Source organism: Mesorhizobium sp. B2-3-2, assembly GCF_006442295.1.
GTDB lineage: Bacteria > Pseudomonadota > Alphaproteobacteria > Rhizobiales > Rhizobiaceae > Mesorhizobium.
Window position 1 is genome coordinate 1 of sequence record NZ_VFWA01000002.1, and the last position, 17,566, is coordinate 17,566.

The window sequence follows — 17,566 nt, forward strand, 5'->3', positions numbered from 1 at the left end:
GGAGAGTAGGTCGCTGCCAGGTCTGCCAAACGCACGTTAAACTCACATCCAATCGGATGGATGTGAAATCTTCTCTTTATCTTGTCTGATGCATGTCGTTGTCCCAAAACCGCTGACACTTTGGGGCGACATGCATAAAGGCCCGCCAACGGGACAACGGGCCGCTCTAAGCGGCCCTTTCAATTTGGCGGCGCGAAGCAGGCAAACGCCCGCTTCCAAAATCGAAGCAGAAAACACCTGCTTCCAGAGATCGAAGCAAGCTGACGCTTGCCCACAGGTGGCGCGGGGTGGAGCAGCCCGGTAGCTCGTCAGGCTCATAACCTGAAGGTCACAGGTTCAAATCCTGTCCCCGCAACCAAATACAAAACAGCCCGGCTCAACCCGGGCTGTTCTTGTATCCGGCTGATCGCGCCCGGCTGACTCGAGAACCCTCATCAGAGCCCAGGAAACACGCAAAGCCCACCCCACGCCACAAAAGCAAATCCTCTCCCCCAACCAAACTCAATCCGCCCGCCAGCAGCATACCTGACCGGAAACCGCGCGTTCCACGATCAAGCAGACGGTGTCACCGCAGAAAGACAGATCCGGTCGCCCGGAGATAAATTCAACCAAAGCGGTCACGTCCGCAGTGCCGGGTGCAAGCCGGCATCACTGCCGTTTCGATCCGAACACCGGCGGGGGATTGTCCCACCGCCGGCATAGGGTCGCTCAACTCTTGATCTCGATGCGCTTTGCCTGCTGCGCTTGCGCTTTCGCGGTCTTCGGCAGGGTCACCGTCAGCAGGCCATTCCTGAAGCGCGCTTCGACCTTGTCCTGCTCGACCTCGACGCCGAGCGGAATGCGGCGCTCGAAACGGCCGTAGTAGCGTTCGGAGAACTGGCGCTCCTTGTCCTCGCTCTCGGACCGCTTTTCGCCCTTCAGGGTCAGCACGCCGTCATCGAGCAGGACCTCGATGTCCTTCTCCTCCATGCCGGGCACCTCGGCCGTGACACGGACCTCCTTTCCGCTGTCGGAGATCTCGACGCTAGGCCAGCGTCCGCCATCGGCGGCAACCGACGACAAGGACGGCAGCCCCGAGCCGAAACCACGGAAAACATCGTCGAAAAGGCGGTTCACCTCGCGGTGCAACGACATGAACGGATCACGTTCGCCATCGCGCAAAAGGCTGGGGACCTGGCCACGTTCCCGGCCAAAGGGAATGAGATTACGTACGCTCATTGTCTTTCTCCTCTTTGCTTGCGTCTCACCACCGGACGACCGGCGTCCGGCGGTGGAAGCTTTGACCCGGATTCACGCGGCCTGTTTTTCCACTTGCACGGGCTTGGCCGCGGATTTTTCCTTGGCTTTGGCCATGCTGGTGCCGATCTCGATCTTGCGCGGTTTCATCTCTTCGGGAATCTCGCGCTGGAGATCGACCGTCAGCAGACCGTTGACGAGGCCGGCGCCGGTCACCTTCACATGGTCGGCAAGTTCGAAGCGTCGCTCAAACGGCCGTCCGGCGATGCCGCGATGCAGGTATTCGCCATTGTCCTCTCCGGCACGCTCACCGGCGATGACGAGCATGTTGGGCTCATGAACGATGCTCAATTCGTCTTCACTGAAGCCGGCTACCGCCATGGTGATGCGATAGGCGTCGTCGCCGGTCCTGGAGATGTCGTATGGCGGCCAGTTGTCGACGTTCGCCGTGCGGCTGGCATTCTCCAACAGGTCGAAAATACGGTCGAAGCCTATGCTCGACCGATAGAGTGGTGAAAAGTCGAAAGCGGTTCTCATAGCCATATCCTCCTTCGCTGAGCAACATGGGTACGAGGAGTGCCAAGGATGGGCACTCCTTGACCATGCCGGCCCTTCCGGCGCCGGCGGATTCGATCTGGGAACTGAGGGGTCTGGCGTCAAGAGGCATGATCGAAGGTCTCGCCAAAATCCGGCGGCCCTTGACGCCGCCTGAACCGATGACCATCTCGATCGCGGATGGACGGTCGCCGATGATTCCATCCGATTGCTTACTCGCAAAAAGACGTCAAAAAACGGAGGAAGTGATGAACGATATTCGGTTCCCTCAGCCGATTACGCTCGAATTCTCGAATGCGCCCCGCAAGATCGACAGCAGCTTCGAGGCTCTGGAATGCCTGGATCAACAATGGCCGAAATGGGCGCGTGGCCCAAGCTGGCGCGCCGCCGACCGTGCGTGCCGCGATGCGCTGGATGGCTGGCGCAGCGGGCGTGCTGCCTACAAAGCTTTCTTGAAGGCGGCCAAGCGAGCCGGCCTGACCAGAGGCCGCCCCCCTTCGCTTCGCCAACCCCGCTCCGCGAGGATGCCAGGGGCGGCTCGGCCAATGGCTGTCGGAGCAGGATGACATGGATCCCACCACTTATCCTGCTCGGAAGCTCTGACTTTAGGTATGCTCAATCTTTGAGCGCGCCGCCTCGCAGGCGACGCGCTTCAGGTTTTTTGATCCGCTCAATGCGATCCGCTCAATGGATGGCGACGATGCCGTCAACGGCGCGCCATTCCGATGGTGTGATCAGGCGATGATGGGCGACGCGCACGGAGTGCAGCGCGCCGTCCAGTTCGCTTTCCCAATAGCCAAGGAAGCCCTTCAGCTCCGGGAAATCGGGAGCGAGGTCGTATTCCTGCCAGACATAGAGCTGCAGGAGATTGGGGTAGTCGGGCATATGGTAATGAATCTCGGCCGTGGTCAGGCCGTAGCCATCCATCTGCAGGCGGAATTCTCTGCTGACCGCAGTCACCATATGCTTCTCCTTTCGTTTATGAGATCACGCATGCATCCTGGCGAAGCCCTGGCGGAAATCGTCCGGCGTCGGCCGCGACGCCGACGCGTCGATGTCGAGCTTGCACAGGGCCTCCATGATCTGGTCGAAGGAAACCGGCCGCTCGACTCCCTGCGGCAGGCGCAGTTCCGGCATCGACTCCACCGCGCAGGCGTCCGAGGCCCAAGACGACAGGATCGCCCGCTTTTCCCAAAGGTCGAGCGCGTCGTCTGCCAACACCTCGTCGGGATGTTTGAAATGCCTGGCCGGCGAAAGCAGCCGGTCAAGCGGGATGTCGGGCATATCGGTCAGGGAAGGCATGATCGGCGAAAGTTTCTGTCGGTCCATTGTTGTGCTCCGTTCGCAAAACTCCTCGATAGCGCCCAGGTTCCGGCTGCACTTCGGCAGCGCGGGCCAAAATAATTTTGTTGGCTCTTTTCGAAAATTCAAGCGATGAAATCGTCGGCCTGGTCAGAATTTCCTCATGATAACAGTGTGTTGGCACTCTCGTGTGGCGAGTGCTAAAATTTTTGCGCAGACCTCTTGAAAGCGGAAAGCTGCAAAACTAGCTCGATATGCGCGCGCGATGCTGAACAAGGTCGCGACACCCCGAGCCGGCCGATATTGCCGGTCCGGCGCGGAGGAACCTCAAACTGTTTGTCCTTGAAGGAGAACGACATGACGTTTCGCCCGTTGCATGACCGTATCCTGGTCCGCCGCATCGAAGCCGAGGAAAAAACGGCCGGCGGCATCATCATTCCCGATACAGCCAAGGAAAAGCCGCAGGAAGGCGAGGTGATCGCCGCCGGCCCTGGCGCGCGCAACGAAGCCGGGCAGCTTCAGCCGCTCGACGTCAAGGTGGGTGACCGCATCCTGTTCGGCAAATGGTCCGGCACCGAGATCAAGCTCGGCGGCGAAGACCTTATCATCATGAAGGAAAGCGACGTGATGGGTGTGATCGAGCAGACCGCAACGATGAAGAAGGCCGCTTGACGGCTTCTTGCGAGGTTACCAGTCAACGAAAGCTGCCTAAAGCGAAGGAGTGATCCAATGGCTGCCAAGGAAGTGAAATTCCATACCGAAGCCCGCGAGAAAATGCTGCGCGGCGTCGACATTCTGGCCAATGCGGTGAAGGTGACGCTCGGTCCCAAAGGCCGCAATGTCGTTATCGACAAGTCCTTCGGCGCGCCGCGCATCACCAAGGATGGTGTGACGGTGGCCAAGGAAATCGAGCTGGAAGACAAGTTCGAGAACATGGGCGCACAGATGGTGCGCGAGGTGGCGTCGAAAACCAGCGACTTGGCTGGCGACGGCACCACAACCGCGACGGTTCTGGCCCAAGCCATCGTAAAGGAAGGCGCCAAGGCCGTGGCATCGGGCATGAATCCGATGGATTTGAAGCGCGGCATCGACAAGGCCGTGGAGGCGGTCGTCGCCGAACTGAAGGCCAATGCCCGCAAGGTGACGAAGAACGACGAGATCGCCCAGGTCGGCACCATCTCGGCCAATGGCGATGCCGAGATCGGCCGCTTCCTCGCCGAGGCGATGGAGAAGGTCGGCAATGAAGGTGTCATCACGGTGGAGGAGGCCAAGACCGCCGAGACCGAACTCGAGGTGGTCGAGGGCATGCAGTTCGACCGCGGCTATCTCAGCCCGTACTTCATCACCAACCAGGACAAGATGCGCGTCGAGCTCGAAGAGCCTTATGTACTGATCCACGAGAAGAAACTGTCCAACCTGCAAGCCATGCTCCCCGTTCTCGAGGCCGTCGTACAGTCGGGCAAGCCTTTGCTGATCATTGCCGAGGATGTGGAAGGGGAGGCGCTCGCCACGCTGATTGTCAACAAATTGCGCGGCGGCCTGAAGGTCGCGGCCGTCAAGGCGCCTGGCTTCGGCGATCGCCGCAAGGCGATGCTGGAGGATATCGCCATCCTCACCGGCGGCACGGCGATCAGCGAGGATCTCGGCATCAAGCTCGAGAACGTCACGCTGCAGATGCTGGGCCGCGCCAAGAGAGTGGTGATCGAAAAAGAAAATACCACCATCATCGACGGCGTTGGCCGCAAGGAAGAGATCCAGGGCCGTATCGCCCAGATCAAAGCCCAGATCGAGGAGACCACCTCCGACTATGACCGCGAGAAATTGCAGGAGCGGCTGGCGAAGCTCGCCGGCGGCGTCGCCGTCATCCGCGTCGGCGGTTCGACGGAAGTCGAGGTGAAGGAGCGCAAGGACCGTGTCGACGACGCGCTGCATGCGACCCGTGCGGCGGTCGAGGAAGGCGTGCTCCCCGGTGGCGGCGTCGCGCTGCTTCGGGCCGCCAAGGCGCTTGATGGCTTGGTGATCGACAATGCCGACCAGAGGACCGGCGTGGAGATCGTGCGGCGCGCAATCGAGACCCCGGTGCGCCAGATCGCGGAGAATGCCGGCGCCGAGGGCTCGATCATCGTCGGCAAGCTGCGCGAGAAGAGCGAGTTCGGCTGGGGCTGGAACGCCCAGACCAACGAGTTCGGCGATCTCTACGGCCAAGGCGTCATCGATCCGGCAAAGGTCGTACGCGCCGCGCTTCAGGATGCCGCTTCCGTCGCCGGCCTGCTGGTCACCACCGAGGCGATGGTGGCCGAGAAGCCAAAGAAGGAAGCCGCCGCCCCTGCCATGCCCGCCGGCGCGGGCATGGACTTCTAGGACGATGGGAGACTGCCCGCTCCCCTCGAATGGGAGCGGGCGCTTCCTAGGAAAGTTTGGAGAGAGACCAATATGACCGGCATCGGTTCCGTTCCGGCGCCCACGCATCCGGCAAACGAATTTCTCGCCTACGAGGCAGAATGCAGGAGCGTGCTGGGACCATTGCTGACGGGCGTCCTCGACATGGCGGAGTCCGCGGGCTGGAGCCGCCGTACCGCGGCCTCGACGCTGATGTTTCTGGCGGCTCAGCATGTGTCGGCAGCTTCGGAAGGCTCCGGCGGCTGAATCCAGCGGTGGAGGACGCCGTGGTCGGAGCAATTCGCGGAACGCCGTGGTGAACGATGGACGGATGTCCGGTCGGAAAGAGGACCGACATGATCGCGGGCCAATTGCGTGAATGCCTGAAAACGTTGAGGTGGAAAGCGGCAGACCTCGCCGACGAGCTTGGTTGCCCGCAAAGCCAGGTCGCCGCCTGGCTCGATGGGCGGACGCTCCCGCCGCTTTCCGTCGTTGCCTGGCTCGAGGCGCTCGCCAGGGCGCACAGGGCGCTGCCGGCGCCGGGCTGGGGCTCGCCAATGGTCAAGCCAAGTCCGGTCGAGGCGGCCGAGATCAGGCTCGGCTGGTGAAAATCCGACGACGCCGGCGCACCCGCCTTATCCGCGCCGACCTGTCATCGCGCACCAGGCTGCCCGACATGCTTCGGTTCGTTTGCCGTCGAATGGAGGTTTAAATCATGGCACAGATGCGCTTTGAAGAACCCGTGACGATCCTGGTCGGAATGGGGCTTCCGGTGAGGATCGAGACTGCGATGGAAGCTTATGCCGTGCTGCAGGACTGGCCCGTTGCCAGCCGGAACGGCGCCCATGCCGTCGCCCTCAATGCTTGCAAAGCCGGTATTGCCGGCGAGATCGATGCGGAAACCGTGCGGGCGACCTTGATCGCCTTCGCGCGCCGCAATGACATTCTGGTGCCGAATATGATCTCGCCTGCGAGTACGGCGCCTGGCGGCCGCACTGTGCGAACGGATTGAGGATCTGTTCGCCACCTATCGGTGGGCGCCCCGGCGACCACGGTCACGCCCGCAGCGCTTCACCCCCGGCTATTGACCGGACAGGCCTGGCCAGCTCGAAAACGGCTTTCGAGTTGCCGGGCCTGACTGCTTCCTGTCCATCGACGCTCTAAACGCCGCCCGGCATCATCGCTCGCAGCCACGCGGTGATGGCATCGAAGTCGATCGGCTTCGTCGTGTCGACGTCGAAGAGCGGGCCGCGCTGCAGCGGTTCGGCACGTCTGGCGAGTTCGATCAGTTCGGGGATATAGGCCGCGCCTGGATGGCCGGCGGGACGGTGGTCGAGCCGGGCGCCATAACGTTCGGCCAAAACTTCGCCGGGCGCGTGGCACCAGATTTCAAAGGTCTGTTCGACACCGGCGTTCCTGAGATGATCCTCAAGCAGTTCGCGCGGCTGGAAACCGAACCAGGCGTCGACGATGAATGTGGAGCCCGCTGGGGCTTCGCCGACGACTGACCAGATCGCCTGATAGCTGGCGCGACCGAGCGTGCGGTTGAATGCGCGGTCGCCGCCGCCGAGCACCTCGAGAAACGGATTCTTGATCGTATCGAGCGCAAGCAACGGCCATCCCGTACGGTCGGCTATGCCGCGCGAGACCGTGCTCTTGCCGCTGGCCGGGATGCCGTTGACCAGCACGGCGCGCCTGGCGCCCCCGGTTTGGACAAAAGACCGGCCCAAAATCGGCGCGGGCGCCATCTCTGTTCCGGCCAGCGCCTGCAGTCCAGCGCCGATCACGCCGGCCTCGTCGCCGAGCTGCGCGGGCTCGACCGGGCATTGATACCAGGGCGCCAGGGCCGGCGCACGGCCGAGCGCCTTGTGTGCCGCCCGGCCAAGGCCGCCGCCGAGCAGGACGAGATCGGGGTCGAACAGGGCGACGCTGGTATCGATGGCGGCACGCAAGGGCGTTGCCCACGCTTCCAGTATAGCGCGCGCCTGGATGTCTCCGGCGGCGTCGCGGGCAAAGAGCTGGTCGACCGAAAGATCGGGACGCAAGCCGGCCCGCGCAATATGACGGCCGAGCGCGGTGCCCGAACTGGTGGTCTCGACACAGCCGCGCCGGCCGCAGGCGCATGTCTCGCCATTGACGTCGACGGTGATGTGGCCGAGCTGCCCGGCCGTTGCCCGGCCACGCAAGATCCGCCGATCTTGAGCGACGGCGCCGCCAATGCCGGTGCCGATGGTGAACATGGCGATGTCGTCGTGGCCCCGGCCGGCGCCGAGCGCCATCTCCGCGACCAGTGCCATGTTGCAGTCATTGTCGATGACGACGGGCTTGCCGGCCATGTCCTCCAGGCGCTGCGCCAGCGAGACGGAGGCCAGATTGACGTAGCCGCCGGACAGGACCGCGCGGCGATGCGCGTCGACGCGGCCGGGAACACCGATGCCGATGGCTGAAACCTCAGATGTATCGAGCCGGCGCACCATCCCGGCGATCCGCGAGAGCACAAGCTGCGGGTCTGGCGCGCTCTTTTCGGACAGCCGTTCGAGGATTTCGCCGGTGCCCGAAATGCGGGCGGCCCGCAGATTGGTACCGCCTATATCTATCCCTATGCTGAGAGGCATGACGTCCTGCACGTGCCGGTGATCCAACGCGGATATCAGGCGGCGGCCTTGCGCCGGTGATGCCCGATTACCGCCTGGATCTCACGCAATCGCGGCACCGCGATGGTCTTAAGCCTTTCGCGCTGAATGTCACGATCGAGCGAGATGCAGTCCTTCCACAGCGAGCGGCCGGCGATGACGCCGGAGGCGCCGTTCTGCATGGCAATCTCGACCTGACCTAGGAAGGTGGCGTGGTTGACGCCGGCCGAAAGCACCGCCCACGGCACCTCGCCGGCCATTCTCGTGATGTTGGCACAGGCTTCCGGCGTTCCGGGATATGGAAGCTTCAGCACCTTTGCCCCGCACTCCAGCGAGATCCTTGTGCCTTCCTCGACAAGCCACGGGGTCTTCGCCGCATAATCTTCCGGGCTTTCGCCTTCGAGCTGATAAGTCAGGAATTCGACGACGAGCAGCAAGTCTTCCTGCCCGAAATCGGCGATGCATTGGCGCAGGATGGCAATGTTGTGCTCATTGGCTTCGGGCTTGTCGGCCCGCAGATACACCATGATCTTGCCGCCCGTACCGCCCAGCTCGCGCACGCGGCGCGCATCGATGCCGGGGACAAGGCGCGACAGGCGATAGCCCTCGGGCGAGACGTCGAAACCCGAGGCGTCGAGGCCGATAAGCAGTGCGGTATCGCGGTTCAGCACGCCCTCCTCGACGACCCGCGGCACCGCGCAGAGCGGGTCGAGCAGCACGCAGGACGCGGCACTTGCAAGGTAGCGCGTGATGTCGGCCTTGGTGTCGCCGAGCATGTCGTTGGTGATCCTGGCCTGTTCGGCCGGATCCGCCGCCAGCAAGGTGCGCATGCCGCCGCGCTGGTCGCAGGCGATGGCCACCATGGCCCCGTCCCTGCCGCATATCTGCTGATAGCCGCGCAGCTCCGCGGTGGTCATCTTTGTCATGGTCTCTGTCCGATGTTGGCGCTCTCTGGCCGAGGGCGCGGATCCCGTGGAAACAAGAATGTTCAGTTTGCCTGCCTGCCGGCAGGGGAGAATTGCCGTCTTGATGCGCCGTCGATTGCCCGGAAAAGCACACCTTGCAGGCGCCTGGGCAGGACGGCCTCAAGTTGCGAGTTCGCCGGATTTGCGCGATAACTCCCATCGGCGTATACGTGTGTAACACGTTGCTGAAAGGAATTGCAAGCTGGCTGCCCCTCCCATTCAGGATGCGACCGCATCGCGCACGATGCTGCACACGGTCGCCAAACTGCATTACGAGGCGGAGATGTCGCAGGTCGACATCGCGCGGCAGCTTGGCGTCTCCACCGCGACCATATCGCGCCTCTTGCAGCGGGCGCGGGCGGAAGGGATCGTCCGTATCGAGGTTCTCGATCTGGCGACACCGGAGGAGATCACCAGACAGCTGATCGATAGGCTGGGTCTCCGTGACGCTGCGGTGGTCGAGACGCCGGCCGCAGGCGCCCTGACGGCGCTGGCCGGTCCGCTCGGGGGCTTGCTCAAGCAGGCACAATTGGTGGCCGGCTCCGTGGTCGCCATCGGCTGGGGGCGCGCGGTGCGCGAGGTGATCCGCGCCGGCTTGCCGCGCGTTCCGGGCGTGCTGACCGTTGCCGCCACCGGCGGCATGCAGCAGCACGCGGCGCATTTTCAGGTCAACGAATTCGTCCGCCTCGCCGCCGAGGAGTTCGGCGGCACGCCGCACTTCATTCATGCCCCCTATCTGCCTTCCAGCGAATTGCGTGAGGTCTTCCTTGGTGATGCGGCCATCAGCGATGCCGTCGCGCTGTGGGACAGGACCGATGTCGCGATCGTCGGCATCGGCCTGCCGCATGCCATCAATGCCCCCGAGGCGAGCGCAGCCACGCCGAGCGAGCAGGCACTGGTCCATGCGGCCGGCGATGTCCTTCGGCACTATTTCGATGCCGATGGCGCGCTGATCGCCTGGGAAGGAGAGGGCCGGATGATCGCCATGTCGCCGGCGCAGCTCCGCGCCGTACCGCTGGTGATCGGCGTCGCGGCGTCACCGGAAAAGGCGACGGCCATCATCGGCGCCGCTCGCGCCCGGCTGATCAACACCGTGATAACGGATACGAAGACGGCACAAGCCATCCTCGCTGCCCTGCCGCCGCGATAGTGCCCGCCCAACGCGCCACCGCCGCCTTCCAATTCGCGACGGCGATTTTACGAAATCGGTTGTGCCGCCGAGAAGTCGAGGCAATAGTTCGCCGGGACTTTGTGGAGCAGTCGGATGTTGCGTGAAAAATCCGGCGTTGCGACCCGGGAAACCGAGTTGCAATTTATTTCTGCAAAGTGTTACAAGTTTGTGAGCTTGGCATGCGATGCATGCCGGTGCTGTGGTTCTCTGACCTCGCGGAGGGCGAGGAAGCGACCACGGCTATCGTATCGGTCGGCTGGACCGGCTGACATATCGACTGGAGGGCGCTTGGGAGGAGCTGCCCGCGAAAAGCAAACAGGCGTTCCCGGCCGTCTTGTCCCAAGCGGATGACGGCCATTCGATGTCACTTGCAACGGCAGATCTGCCAACACAATGAGGAGGATGTCATGAAGAAGATCGTTGCCGCGCTCGCGGCTCTCGCCGTCAGCGCGTCGGTGCTTATTGCGCCTGCGCAGGCGCAAGACAAGAAATATACCATCGCGCTCGTTCCGGGCCTGACCACCGACGGTTTCTACATCACCATGCGTAAGGGTGCCCAGGCCGCAGCCGACGCGCTTGGCGTGAATCTGGTCTTCCAGGGCGCTCCTGAGTTCAATCCGGTCACCCAGGTGCCGGTGCTCGACGCGGTCATCGCCAAGAAGCCGGACGCGATCCTGATCGCGCCGACCGACAAGGTCCAGTTGGTGGAGCCGCTGCGCAAGGCCAATGACGCAGGCATTCCGGTCATCACCGTGGATACCTTCATCGGCACCGGCGCCTATCAGACCGGCGCGGGTGACGCCGATTTCCCGCTGGCCTACATCGCCTCGGACAATGTGCTGGGCGGCGAGATCGCGGCGCGGGCGCTTGCCAAGGCCGTCGGCGACAAGGGCAAGGTCTATGTCTCCAACGTCAAGCCCGGCATCTCGACCACCGACCAGCGCGAGGAAGGCTTCAAGAAGGAGATGGCCAACCATCCCGGCATCACCGTTCTCGAGACCCAGTTCAATGATGACGATGCCAACAAGGCGGCCTCGCAGCTGCAGGCGGTGTTCGCGCGCAACCCCGACCTCGTCGGCGTGTTCGGCGCCAATCTGTTCTCGGCGCTGGGCGCCGCCAATGGCGTCAAGCAGGCAGGGCAGACGGGCACCGTCAAAGTGGTTGCCTTCGATGCTCCGACCAGCATCGTCGACAACATCAACACCGGGCTTGTGGATGTGGCGATCGCCCAGCATCCCGCGGAGATCGGCTATTTCGGCGTCGTCTCGGCCTATGCCCACCTGACCGGCCAGTCCATCCCGGTCACGATCGGCACCGGCTTCACGATCATGGACAAGTCCAACATCGCCGATCCGAACATCTCGAAGTATCTCTACTCCGAGTAAGTCCGGACCAACTTGGCTCTTCCCGGTGCGCCGGGAGGAGCCCGTGCCGGTCCCCGCCAGAGGCGGGACCTGTTTGAAGGCAGCCGCGCCGCGGAGTACTCATGACCTCGACATCACCAGCACAGCCAGCCGAGAAGCATGTCGCCCCCCAGGCCGACCACGGCGATCCGGCCAGGAGCTGGATCGCCCGCATCGCCGAGGGGCGCGCCTGGCTGTTTCTCGCAGGGCTGATCATCTGTTTCGAGATCTGGTCGCGAAGCGCCTTCGGTGCCACTTTCGTGCTCAATCCGTTCAATCTGCAATCCATCGCGATCTTCGCCGTGGCGCCGCTGCTTTTGGCGACCGGGCAGACCTTCGTCATCATTTCAGGCGGCATCGACCTGTCGCTCGGCTTCATCATGGGCCTGGCCGCGGTCATCGCCGCGCATGCCACCAACATGGCGGGCGCCGCCATTCCGTTGCCGTTGGCCATGCTTGCCGGCATCCTTGCCGCGGTGATCGTGGCCGGCGTGCCCGGCGTCATCAACGGCTTGCTGATCTCGCGGCTCAGGGTCCCGCCCTTCATCGGCACGCTCGGCATGTTCGGCGTCGCCCGCGGTGTCGCCTTCCTGCTTGCCGGCGGCACGACGGTGCCGGTACAGAACTCCTGGTTCGCACTGCTCGGCAACGGCAAGTTCCATGGCGTGCCCTATCTGGTGATGATCGCCGCTGTCTTCGTCGTCGTGATGCACTATCTGCTCAGCCAGACCCGGTTCGGCCAGCACAATTACGCCATCGGCGCCAATGTCCAGGCCGCGCGCCGCGCCGGCATCGACATCAGGGGCCATATCCTGCGGCTCTATGTGCTGTCGGCAATGTGCGCCGGGCTTGGCGGCGCGCTCTATGCGGCGCGCTTCACCGCCGGTGCCGCGCAGGCCGGCGAGCCCCTGCTGCTCGACAGCGTCGCGGCGGTGGTGATTGGTGGCGCCAGCCTGTTCGGCGGCTCCGGCACCATTTTCGGCACCGTCGCCGGCGCGCTGGTGATCGCGGTCATTCAGTACGGGCTGGTGTTCGTCAATGTCGAGCCGTTCTGGCAGTTCATCGCCGTCGGCGTCGTCATTATCATTTCCGTTCTCATCGACCAGGCGCAGCGCCGGTTCAGTGGAGCCCGTCAGGATGAATAGTACCGAGCCCCTCCTCGAAGTCCGGAACCTTTCCAAGCATTTCGGTGCCGTGCAGGCGCTCAATGATTTCTCCATGGCCGTGCGGCCGGGCGAAGTGGTGGCGCTTGCCGGCGACAATGGCGCGGGCAAGACGACTCTGATCAAGGCAATATCGGGCGTGTTCCAGCCGACGGGCGGAGAAATCCTGCTCAGAGGTCAGCCGGTGGCTTTCGCCACGCCGCAGGAGGCGCGCGAAAAGGGCATCGAGACGATCTACCAGGATCTCGCGCTGGCCGATAATTTGTCGATCGGTGCCAACATCTTCCTCGGCCGCGAGCCCATGCGCAAGGCATTCGGTTTCCTGCCAGTGCTCGACCGCAAGGCCATGGCCGAGGCCGCCAGGGAGACAATGAAGCGGCTGGACTTCCACGTCAGCCGACTGAATGCGCCGGTCAGCAATTTCTCCGGCGGCCAGCGGCAGGCCGTGGCCATCGGCCGCGCCGTCTACTGGGATGCTCAGATCCTGATCATGGATGAACCGACGGCCGCGCTCGGCGTGCCGGAGCAGCGCAAGGTGATTTCGCTCATCCACCAGCTCAAGGCGCAAGGGCGCGGCGTGATCTTCATCTCGCATAATTTGCAGGACATCTTCGCCGTTTCCGATCGCATCGTCGTGCTGCGGCGCGGGATCCAGGCCGGCGAGCGCAAGATCTCCGAGACCAACCATGATGAGGTCGTCAGGCTGATGGTCGGCGGCTAAGGCCACCAATTGCTAGCCGGCATCGCGGTTGGTCAGCGCGATATGGCAGCAGCCGCTGCCGTGGCCGGGTGTCCAGGTGATATTGTCGAAACGCACGCCGGTCGCCTCGAACAGGCCGCGGTCGAAGGCGCCGGCGATGCGGCAGAGCGTGGCGAGTTTTTCCTCGCCGACGCCGGCCTCGATCCAGGCATCCTTGAGAGGGCAGCGTTTCACCTTGAAGGCGATGCGGTCGGGCCCGCGTTCCACATCGGTCGGATACATCCGGCCATCATCCGGGCTGACCGACAGGAAAGCTTCGCCGATTGAGCGCGCGTCGTTGGGACCGAATGCGGCGAAGGCCGCGGCGGCCACTTCCTTGCCGCGCTGCTCGATGGTCCGGGTCATTATCGCCTCGGCTCTTTCGGCGCCCAGCTCTCCGGTCAACTCATCCAGGAACAGGCGATAGAGGTCGGCCCGGTTGCGGAATGCGGAATCGAGTTCGCGCGACAGTTTCTCGGCTCTGGCTTCGGGGTCGGTCATGATGCTTCCTGCGTGGTTCTTCTGAGCTTTGGTGTGGCCGTCACGAGCGCCTTGCCGATAGCCGATCGCGGCCCATCGATGACGGCGCGGGCATCGCCGCTCTCGGCAATCCGCCCGCCGTCGAGAAGGATGACGCGGTGGGCTACGGCCCTGACGACGCCGAGATCATGCGAAATAAAGAGATAGGCGATCCGTTCCTGGCGTTGCAGGTCGAGCAGAAGATCGAGGATCTGTCCGCGCACCGAAACATCGAGCGCCGACACCGCTTCGTCGAGCACGATCAGCGAGGGTTTCGGGGCTATGGCGCGGGCAATCGCCACCCGCTGCCGCTGGCCGCCCGAGATTTCGTGGATGGAGCGCGAGGCAAGCTCCGCCGTAAGCCCGACGCGCTCCAGCAGGGCGGCGATGCGGCGCGGGCGCTCGGAACGGGAGGCGACGCCGTGGATGCGCAGGGGATCGTCAAGCACGCGCGCCACCGTGGCGCGCGGGTTGAAGGCGGCAAGCGGATCCTGGAACACCATCTGCAAGCGAGCGCGACGCGCACGCAAGCCGGCGCCGCCCAGAGCCAGGAAATCATGGCCTTCGAACTGGATCCGGCCGGCATCCGGCTCGATCAGCCGTAACACCAGTCGCGCGATCGTCGACTTGCCGCTGCCGGAAGGTCCGGCCAGCGCCAGCGTCTCGCCGGGCCTGATTTCGAAGGAAACATCGTCGACCGCGGCAATGGTCTTGCCGCCACGGTGGTAGTGCCTGGTAAGATTGGAAACCGCCAGCACAGGGGTGCTCATGCGATCATACCGTGGCGCAGCGGTTCGGCGTCGAGGCCGATATGGGCGTCGAGCAGCGCGCGCGTGTAAGCTTCAGTTGGCGCACCGACGATCTGTTGCGTGGCGCCAAGTTCGATCAATTCGCCATGCCGGAACACGGCAATGCGGTCCGCAAGCTCGGCGGCCAGCGCAATGTCATGACTGATGAAAAGCAGCGTCATGCCGTCTTCTGTCGCCAGCCGCCGGATCAGTGCGACGATCTCGGCCCGCACGATGGTGTCGAGCGCGCTGGTCGCCTCGTCGGCGATCAAAAGTCTCGGACCGGCTGCGATCGCGGCTGCAATAGCCACACGCTGCTTCTGGCCACCGGACAGCTGATGCGGATAGGCGCGCAGGGCGGAGTCCGGATCGGGCAGGCGGACGCGTTCGAGCAGGGTTCTGGCTTTGGCGAAGGACTGCCGCCAGTCGAGGCCGAGATGCGTATGCACGACTTCCGCGATTTGTTTGCCGATTGGCATGACCGGATCAAGGCTGGCGGAGGGATCCTGGAAGACGAAGCCGATGTCCTTCCCTGGGAGGGGGGTGCGGCTCGGTTTGGAGGCAGACTTTTGCGGGTGGTGCTCTACGAGGGGAGCCTTGGCACTCGACGTCGACGAAAACCAATCAGTCCGGCCTCCAACCTTGGCAGATTGCGGCAGGAGTCCCGCAATCGCCAGCGCCAGCGTGCTCTTGCCGGAGCCACTTTCCCCGATGATGGCGAGCCGCTCGCCAGCCGCAATGTCGAGGCTGATGGTCTTTAGCGCGGCGACCTCGCTGCCATCGCGGCGGTAGCTTACCGTCAAGTCGCGGATCGAAGCCAGCGCGGTCACGACAGGCCTCTTCTGACCGCCGTCGTCTCGACGATGCCTTCGCCGGCGAGGTAAACACCGAGCACCGTCAGAACCAGTGCTATGCCGGGTACGATCGACAGGAAGGGCGCGGTGCGCAGCACCGCGCGGCCCTCTGCTATCATGCCGCCCCAGGTGACCCGATTGGGGTCGCCAAGGCCGAGGAAGGACAAAGCCGCCTCGGTGAGGATCGCCGCCGCCACGATCACCGAGGACAGCGCCAGCACCGGCGGCAAGGCATTGGGCAGTATCTCGCGAAAGGCGATTTCCAGCGGATGCATGCCGATGACGCGCGCGCCGGCGACGTAGTCGCGCTCACGGATCGACAGCACTTCCGCGCGGGCCACGCGCGCGGGCCCGGTCCAGGTGCCGAGCGCTATTGCCGCCACGACGACGCCGAGCGAAGGGCCGACCACGCTGACGAAGGCTAGCGCCAGCAGAAAGCCCGGCACGGTCTGGAAGGCATCGGTGACGCGCATCAGCGCCTCGTCGGTCAGGCCGCCGGCAAAGCCGGCCAGCGTGCCAACCACCGCGCCAACCGCAAGAGCGGCAGCGGCGGCCGCCACGCCGACGGCCAGCGACGTGCGAGCACCATGGAAAAGCTCGGCCAGCACGTCACGGCCGAGGCGGTCCGTGCCGAGCGGGAGCGACCAGTCCTGGAACGGCGGCAGCAGCGCCGGGCCGGCGATGGCTTGCGGGTCGCCGGGAAACAGCAGCGGCGCCGACAGGGCCATGGCGCACAATGCCGCCAGGAGGATGGCGCCGGCGACCGCCTCCGGCGTGCGCAGAAAGCGGCGAAGCGTGCTCATGTGCCGGCCTCGCTGGCACCGACGCGCGGGTCGAGAAAGGCATAGGCGATATCGACGAGAAGATTGATGACGATGACCAGCACGGCGCTGACGAGAATGATGCCGAGCAGCAAGGGCGTGTCGCGCGCGGCCACCGCTTCCTGCGCCAGCCGGCCGAGGCCGGGCACGGCAAAGACGCTCTCGATGACGACGCTGCCGCCCAGCATCTGCGCCGACTGCAGGCCGAGCATCGTGACCAAGGGCAGCAGCGCATTGCGGGCGACATGGGCAAGCACGATGCGGAGGCGCGACAAGCCCCTGGCGCGGGCGGCCAGCACGAAATCCTGCCGCCAGACCTCGGCCATGCCGGCGCGCATCATCCGCAAATAGAGCGCCAGGTAGATGAAGCCGAGGGCGCAGACCGGCAGGACGAGATGGATGGCGATGTCGGCCGCGCGGTCGAGGCCGGCCTTGCCGGAGGCGATGGTCTCGATGCCGCCGATTGGCAGCCAGCGCAGGTCGACAGCGAAGACGACGATCAGCACCAGGCCGAGCCAGAAACCCGGCAAGGCATAGAGCGCCAGCGAGCCGACGGAGAGAAAACGGTCGCGAAAACTGCCCGGCCTGGCGCCAGCATAGATGCCCAGCGCCGAGCCGAGGCCGAAGGAAAGCGCGGTGGCGCTGCCCATCAACCACAGCGTGGTCGGCAGGCGCTCGAGAATCACGTCGCGGATCGGCCGCGAAAAGGTGACCGACTGGCCGAGATCCAGATGCAGCAGCGTCCAGAGATAGTTGGCGAGCCGCGTCAACTCCGACTGGTCGAGGCCCCAGCGATGGCGCAGCAGCTCGATCATGCCGGCATCGCCGCCGGTCGAGACGATATAGGCATCGACCGCGTCGCCGGGGGCCGCTTCGAGCAACAGGAAGGTGCCGATGACGACGATCAAAAGCACGAAGACGCTGCCGACGAGGCGACGGCGAAGTAAGGTGAGGGCGCGGTTCATGCGGGTCTCGAACGCGCGAGGGGACAGAAGGAAATGTCACGGCGAGGCACCCCTCTCTGTCCTGCCGGACATC

Annotated in this window: 21 protein-coding genes and 1 tRNA gene; 11 read left to right on the top strand and 11 right to left on the bottom strand. The window is 64.2% G+C overall.

All coding sequences use genetic code 11. From position 1 onward, the window contains the following. The first annotated feature begins 281 nt into the window (after nt 1–281). Nucleotides 282–358: transfer RNA gene (locus FJ964_RS05175), tRNA-Met, on the top strand. Between the two features lie 350 nt (nt 359–708). Here FJ964_RS05175 and FJ964_RS05180 read toward each other — a convergent pair. Further along, nucleotides 709–1,218: an Hsp20/alpha crystallin family protein gene (locus FJ964_RS05180; RefSeq protein WP_140549405.1), complete on the bottom strand. Its 510-nt coding sequence runs from the start codon at nt 1,216–1,218 to the stop codon at nt 709–711. Between the two features lie 72 nt (nt 1,219–1,290). Then, on the bottom strand, nt 1,291–1,773 hold the full coding sequence (locus FJ964_RS05185; protein ID WP_140549406.1) for an Hsp20 family protein: 483 nt from the start codon (nt 1,771–1,773) through the stop codon (nt 1,291–1,293). 128 nt (nt 1,774–1,901) lie between these two features. On the opposite strand from FJ964_RS05185, the gene FJ964_RS05190 reads away from it, so the two are divergent. Continuing rightward, on the top strand, nt 1,902–2,357 hold the full coding sequence (locus FJ964_RS05190) for a DUF982 domain-containing protein (RefSeq protein ID WP_246676170.1): 456 nt from the start codon (nt 1,902–1,904) through the stop codon (nt 2,355–2,357). Nucleotides 2,358–2,475: 118 nt separating this feature from the next. Here the strand turns inward: FJ964_RS05190 and FJ964_RS05195 are convergent, their stop codons facing one another. Together FJ964_RS05195 and FJ964_RS05200 are read right to left on the bottom strand one after the other, a co-directional pair. Further along, nucleotides 2,476–2,754 (bottom strand): usg protein, encoded by a 279-nt coding sequence (locus FJ964_RS05195; RefSeq protein WP_140549407.1) that lies wholly within the window; start codon nt 2,752–2,754, stop codon nt 2,476–2,478. A 24-nt stretch (nt 2,755–2,778) separates the two neighbouring features. Further along, nucleotides 2,779–3,120 carry a hypothetical protein gene (locus tag FJ964_RS05200; protein WP_140549408.1) on the bottom strand — a complete coding sequence of 114 codons (342 nt, stop codon included), beginning with the start codon at nt 3,118–3,120 and terminating at the stop codon, nt 2,779–2,781. 330 nt (nt 3,121–3,450) lie between these two features. On the opposite strand from FJ964_RS05200, the gene FJ964_RS05205 reads away from it, so the two are divergent. The 5 genes from FJ964_RS05205 to FJ964_RS05225 all read left to right on the top strand — a co-directional run bounded on the left by FJ964_RS05205 (nt 3,451) and on the right by FJ964_RS05225 (nt 6,484). Further along, nucleotides 3,451–3,765, top strand: a complete 315-nt coding sequence (locus tag FJ964_RS05205; RefSeq protein ID WP_140549409.1) for a co-chaperone GroES — start codon at nt 3,451–3,453, stop codon at nt 3,763–3,765. Nucleotides 3,766–3,822: 57 nt separating this feature from the next. Continuing rightward, nucleotides 3,823–5,454: a chaperonin GroEL gene (gene groL / locus FJ964_RS05210; protein ID WP_140549410.1), complete on the top strand. Its 1,632-nt coding sequence runs from the start codon at nt 3,823–3,825 to the stop codon at nt 5,452–5,454. A gap of 72 nt (nt 5,455–5,526) precedes the next feature. Further along, nucleotides 5,527–5,739, top strand: coding sequence for a hypothetical protein (locus tag FJ964_RS05215; protein WP_140549411.1), 213 nt, complete (start codon nt 5,527–5,529; stop codon nt 5,737–5,739). An 89-nt stretch (nt 5,740–5,828) separates the two neighbouring features. After that, entirely contained in the window at nt 5,829–6,080 is a 252-nt protein-coding gene (locus FJ964_RS05220) for a helix-turn-helix transcriptional regulator (protein ID WP_140549412.1), read from the top strand. Nucleotides 6,081–6,187: 107 nt separating this feature from the next. After that, a complete protein-coding gene (locus tag FJ964_RS05225) occupies nt 6,188–6,484 on the top strand; it encodes a DUF982 domain-containing protein (RefSeq protein ID WP_140549413.1) in 297 nt (98 codons plus the stop codon). 148 nt (nt 6,485–6,632) lie between these two features. Here the strand turns inward: FJ964_RS05225 and FJ964_RS05230 are convergent, their stop codons facing one another. Further along, nucleotides 6,633–8,087, bottom strand: coding sequence for an ROK family protein (locus FJ964_RS05230; RefSeq protein WP_140549414.1), 1,455 nt, complete (start codon nt 8,085–8,087; stop codon nt 6,633–6,635). Between the two features lie 35 nt (nt 8,088–8,122). Then, the gene (locus FJ964_RS05235; protein WP_140549415.1) at nt 8,123–9,031 is read right to left on the bottom strand and encodes a tagatose-bisphosphate aldolase; all 909 of its coding nucleotides are present in this window, start codon (nt 9,029–9,031) and stop codon (nt 8,123–8,125) included. Nucleotides 9,032–9,314: 283 nt separating this feature from the next. Here FJ964_RS05235 and FJ964_RS05240 point away from each other — a divergent pair, with 283 nt between their 5' ends. The 4 genes from FJ964_RS05240 (at nt 9,315) to FJ964_RS05255 (ending at nt 13,528) form a co-directional block, all read left to right on the top strand. Next, nucleotides 9,315–10,220: a sugar-binding domain-containing protein gene (locus FJ964_RS05240; RefSeq protein WP_140549416.1), complete on the top strand. Its 906-nt coding sequence runs from the start codon at nt 9,315–9,317 to the stop codon at nt 10,218–10,220. A 428-nt stretch (nt 10,221–10,648) separates the two neighbouring features. Beyond that, nucleotides 10,649–11,626: an ABC transporter substrate-binding protein gene (locus FJ964_RS05245; RefSeq protein ID WP_140549417.1), complete on the top strand. Its 978-nt coding sequence runs from the start codon at nt 10,649–10,651 to the stop codon at nt 11,624–11,626. A gap of 101 nt (nt 11,627–11,727) precedes the next feature. Then, nucleotides 11,728–12,789: a ribose ABC transporter gene (locus tag FJ964_RS05250; RefSeq protein ID WP_140500436.1), complete on the top strand. Its 1,062-nt coding sequence runs from the start codon at nt 11,728–11,730 to the stop codon at nt 12,787–12,789. After that, nucleotides 12,782–13,528: an ATP-binding cassette domain-containing protein gene (locus tag FJ964_RS05255; RefSeq protein ID WP_140549418.1), complete on the top strand. Its 747-nt coding sequence runs from the start codon at nt 12,782–12,784 to the stop codon at nt 13,526–13,528. The genes FJ964_RS05250 and FJ964_RS05255 overlap by 8 nt, the downstream gene beginning before the upstream one ends. A 12-nt stretch (nt 13,529–13,540) precedes the next feature. Here FJ964_RS05255 and FJ964_RS05260 read toward each other — a convergent pair whose 3' ends face one another. From FJ964_RS05260 to FJ964_RS05280, 5 genes are read right to left on the bottom strand one after another with little or no spacing between them, the layout of a single operon-like run. Next, nucleotides 13,541–14,047, bottom strand: a complete 507-nt coding sequence (locus tag FJ964_RS05260; protein ID WP_140549419.1) for an L-2-amino-thiazoline-4-carboxylic acid hydrolase — start codon at nt 14,045–14,047, stop codon at nt 13,541–13,543. Beyond that, entirely contained in the window at nt 14,044–14,835 is a 792-nt protein-coding gene (locus FJ964_RS05265) for an ATP-binding cassette domain-containing protein (RefSeq protein WP_140549420.1), read from the bottom strand. Before FJ964_RS05265 ends, FJ964_RS05260 begins: the two co-directional genes overlap by 4 nt. After that, nucleotides 14,832–15,683 carry an ABC transporter ATP-binding protein gene (locus FJ964_RS05270; RefSeq protein ID WP_140549421.1) on the bottom strand — a complete coding sequence of 284 codons (852 nt, stop codon included), beginning with the start codon at nt 15,681–15,683 and terminating at the stop codon, nt 14,832–14,834. The genes FJ964_RS05265 and FJ964_RS05270 overlap by 4 nt, the downstream gene beginning before the upstream one ends. After that, nucleotides 15,680–16,510 carry an ABC transporter permease gene (locus FJ964_RS05275; protein WP_140549422.1) on the bottom strand — a complete coding sequence of 277 codons (831 nt, stop codon included), beginning with the start codon at nt 16,508–16,510 and terminating at the stop codon, nt 15,680–15,682. Before FJ964_RS05275 ends, FJ964_RS05270 begins: the two co-directional genes overlap by 4 nt. Continuing rightward, nucleotides 16,507–17,493, bottom strand: a complete 987-nt coding sequence (locus FJ964_RS05280; protein ID WP_140549423.1) for an ABC transporter permease — start codon at nt 17,491–17,493, stop codon at nt 16,507–16,509. Before FJ964_RS05280 ends, FJ964_RS05275 begins: the two co-directional genes overlap by 4 nt. Nucleotides 17,494–17,566: the final 73 nt, after the last annotated feature.

Coding starts and splice junctions, on each gene's coding strand:
- FJ964_RS05180 (WP_140549405.1), bottom strand. CDS start 1,218: ATGAGCGTACGTAATCTCATTCCCTTTGGCCGGGAACGTGGCCAGGTC.
- FJ964_RS05185 (WP_140549406.1), bottom strand. CDS start 1,773: ATGAGAACCGCTTTCGACTTTTCACCACTCTATCGGTCGAGCATAGGC.
- FJ964_RS05190 (WP_246676170.1), top strand. CDS start 1,902: ATGATCGAAGGTCTCGCCAAAATCCGGCGGCCCTTGACGCCGCCTGAA.
- FJ964_RS05195 (WP_140549407.1), bottom strand. CDS start 2,754: ATGGTGACTGCGGTCAGCAGAGAATTCCGCCTGCAGATGGATGGCTAC.
- FJ964_RS05200 (WP_140549408.1), bottom strand. CDS start 3,120: ATGGACCGACAGAAACTTTCGCCGATCATGCCTTCCCTGACCGATATG.
- FJ964_RS05205 (WP_140549409.1), top strand. CDS start 3,451: ATGACGTTTCGCCCGTTGCATGACCGTATCCTGGTCCGCCGCATCGAA.
- groL (WP_140549410.1), top strand. CDS start 3,823: ATGGCTGCCAAGGAAGTGAAATTCCATACCGAAGCCCGCGAGAAAATG.
- FJ964_RS05215 (WP_140549411.1), top strand. CDS start 5,527: ATGACCGGCATCGGTTCCGTTCCGGCGCCCACGCATCCGGCAAACGAA.
- FJ964_RS05220 (WP_140549412.1), top strand. CDS start 5,829: ATGATCGCGGGCCAATTGCGTGAATGCCTGAAAACGTTGAGGTGGAAA.
- FJ964_RS05225 (WP_140549413.1), top strand. CDS start 6,188: ATGGCACAGATGCGCTTTGAAGAACCCGTGACGATCCTGGTCGGAATG.
- FJ964_RS05230 (WP_140549414.1), bottom strand. CDS start 8,087: ATGCCTCTCAGCATAGGGATAGATATAGGCGGTACCAATCTGCGGGCC.
- FJ964_RS05235 (WP_140549415.1), bottom strand. CDS start 9,031: ATGACAAAGATGACCACCGCGGAGCTGCGCGGCTATCAGCAGATATGC.
- FJ964_RS05240 (WP_140549416.1), top strand. CDS start 9,315: ATGCTGCACACGGTCGCCAAACTGCATTACGAGGCGGAGATGTCGCAG.
- FJ964_RS05245 (WP_140549417.1), top strand. CDS start 10,649: ATGAAGAAGATCGTTGCCGCGCTCGCGGCTCTCGCCGTCAGCGCGTCG.
- FJ964_RS05250 (WP_140500436.1), top strand. CDS start 11,728: ATGACCTCGACATCACCAGCACAGCCAGCCGAGAAGCATGTCGCCCCC.
- FJ964_RS05255 (WP_140549418.1), top strand. CDS start 12,782: ATGAATAGTACCGAGCCCCTCCTCGAAGTCCGGAACCTTTCCAAGCAT.
- FJ964_RS05260 (WP_140549419.1), bottom strand. CDS start 14,047: ATGACCGACCCCGAAGCCAGAGCCGAGAAACTGTCGCGCGAACTCGAT.
- FJ964_RS05265 (WP_140549420.1), bottom strand. CDS start 14,835: ATGAGCACCCCTGTGCTGGCGGTTTCCAATCTTACCAGGCACTACCAC.
- FJ964_RS05275 (WP_140549422.1), bottom strand. CDS start 16,510: ATGAGCACGCTTCGCCGCTTTCTGCGCACGCCGGAGGCGGTCGCCGGC.
- FJ964_RS05280 (WP_140549423.1), bottom strand. CDS start 17,493: ATGAACCGCGCCCTCACCTTACTTCGCCGTCGCCTCGTCGGCAGCGTC.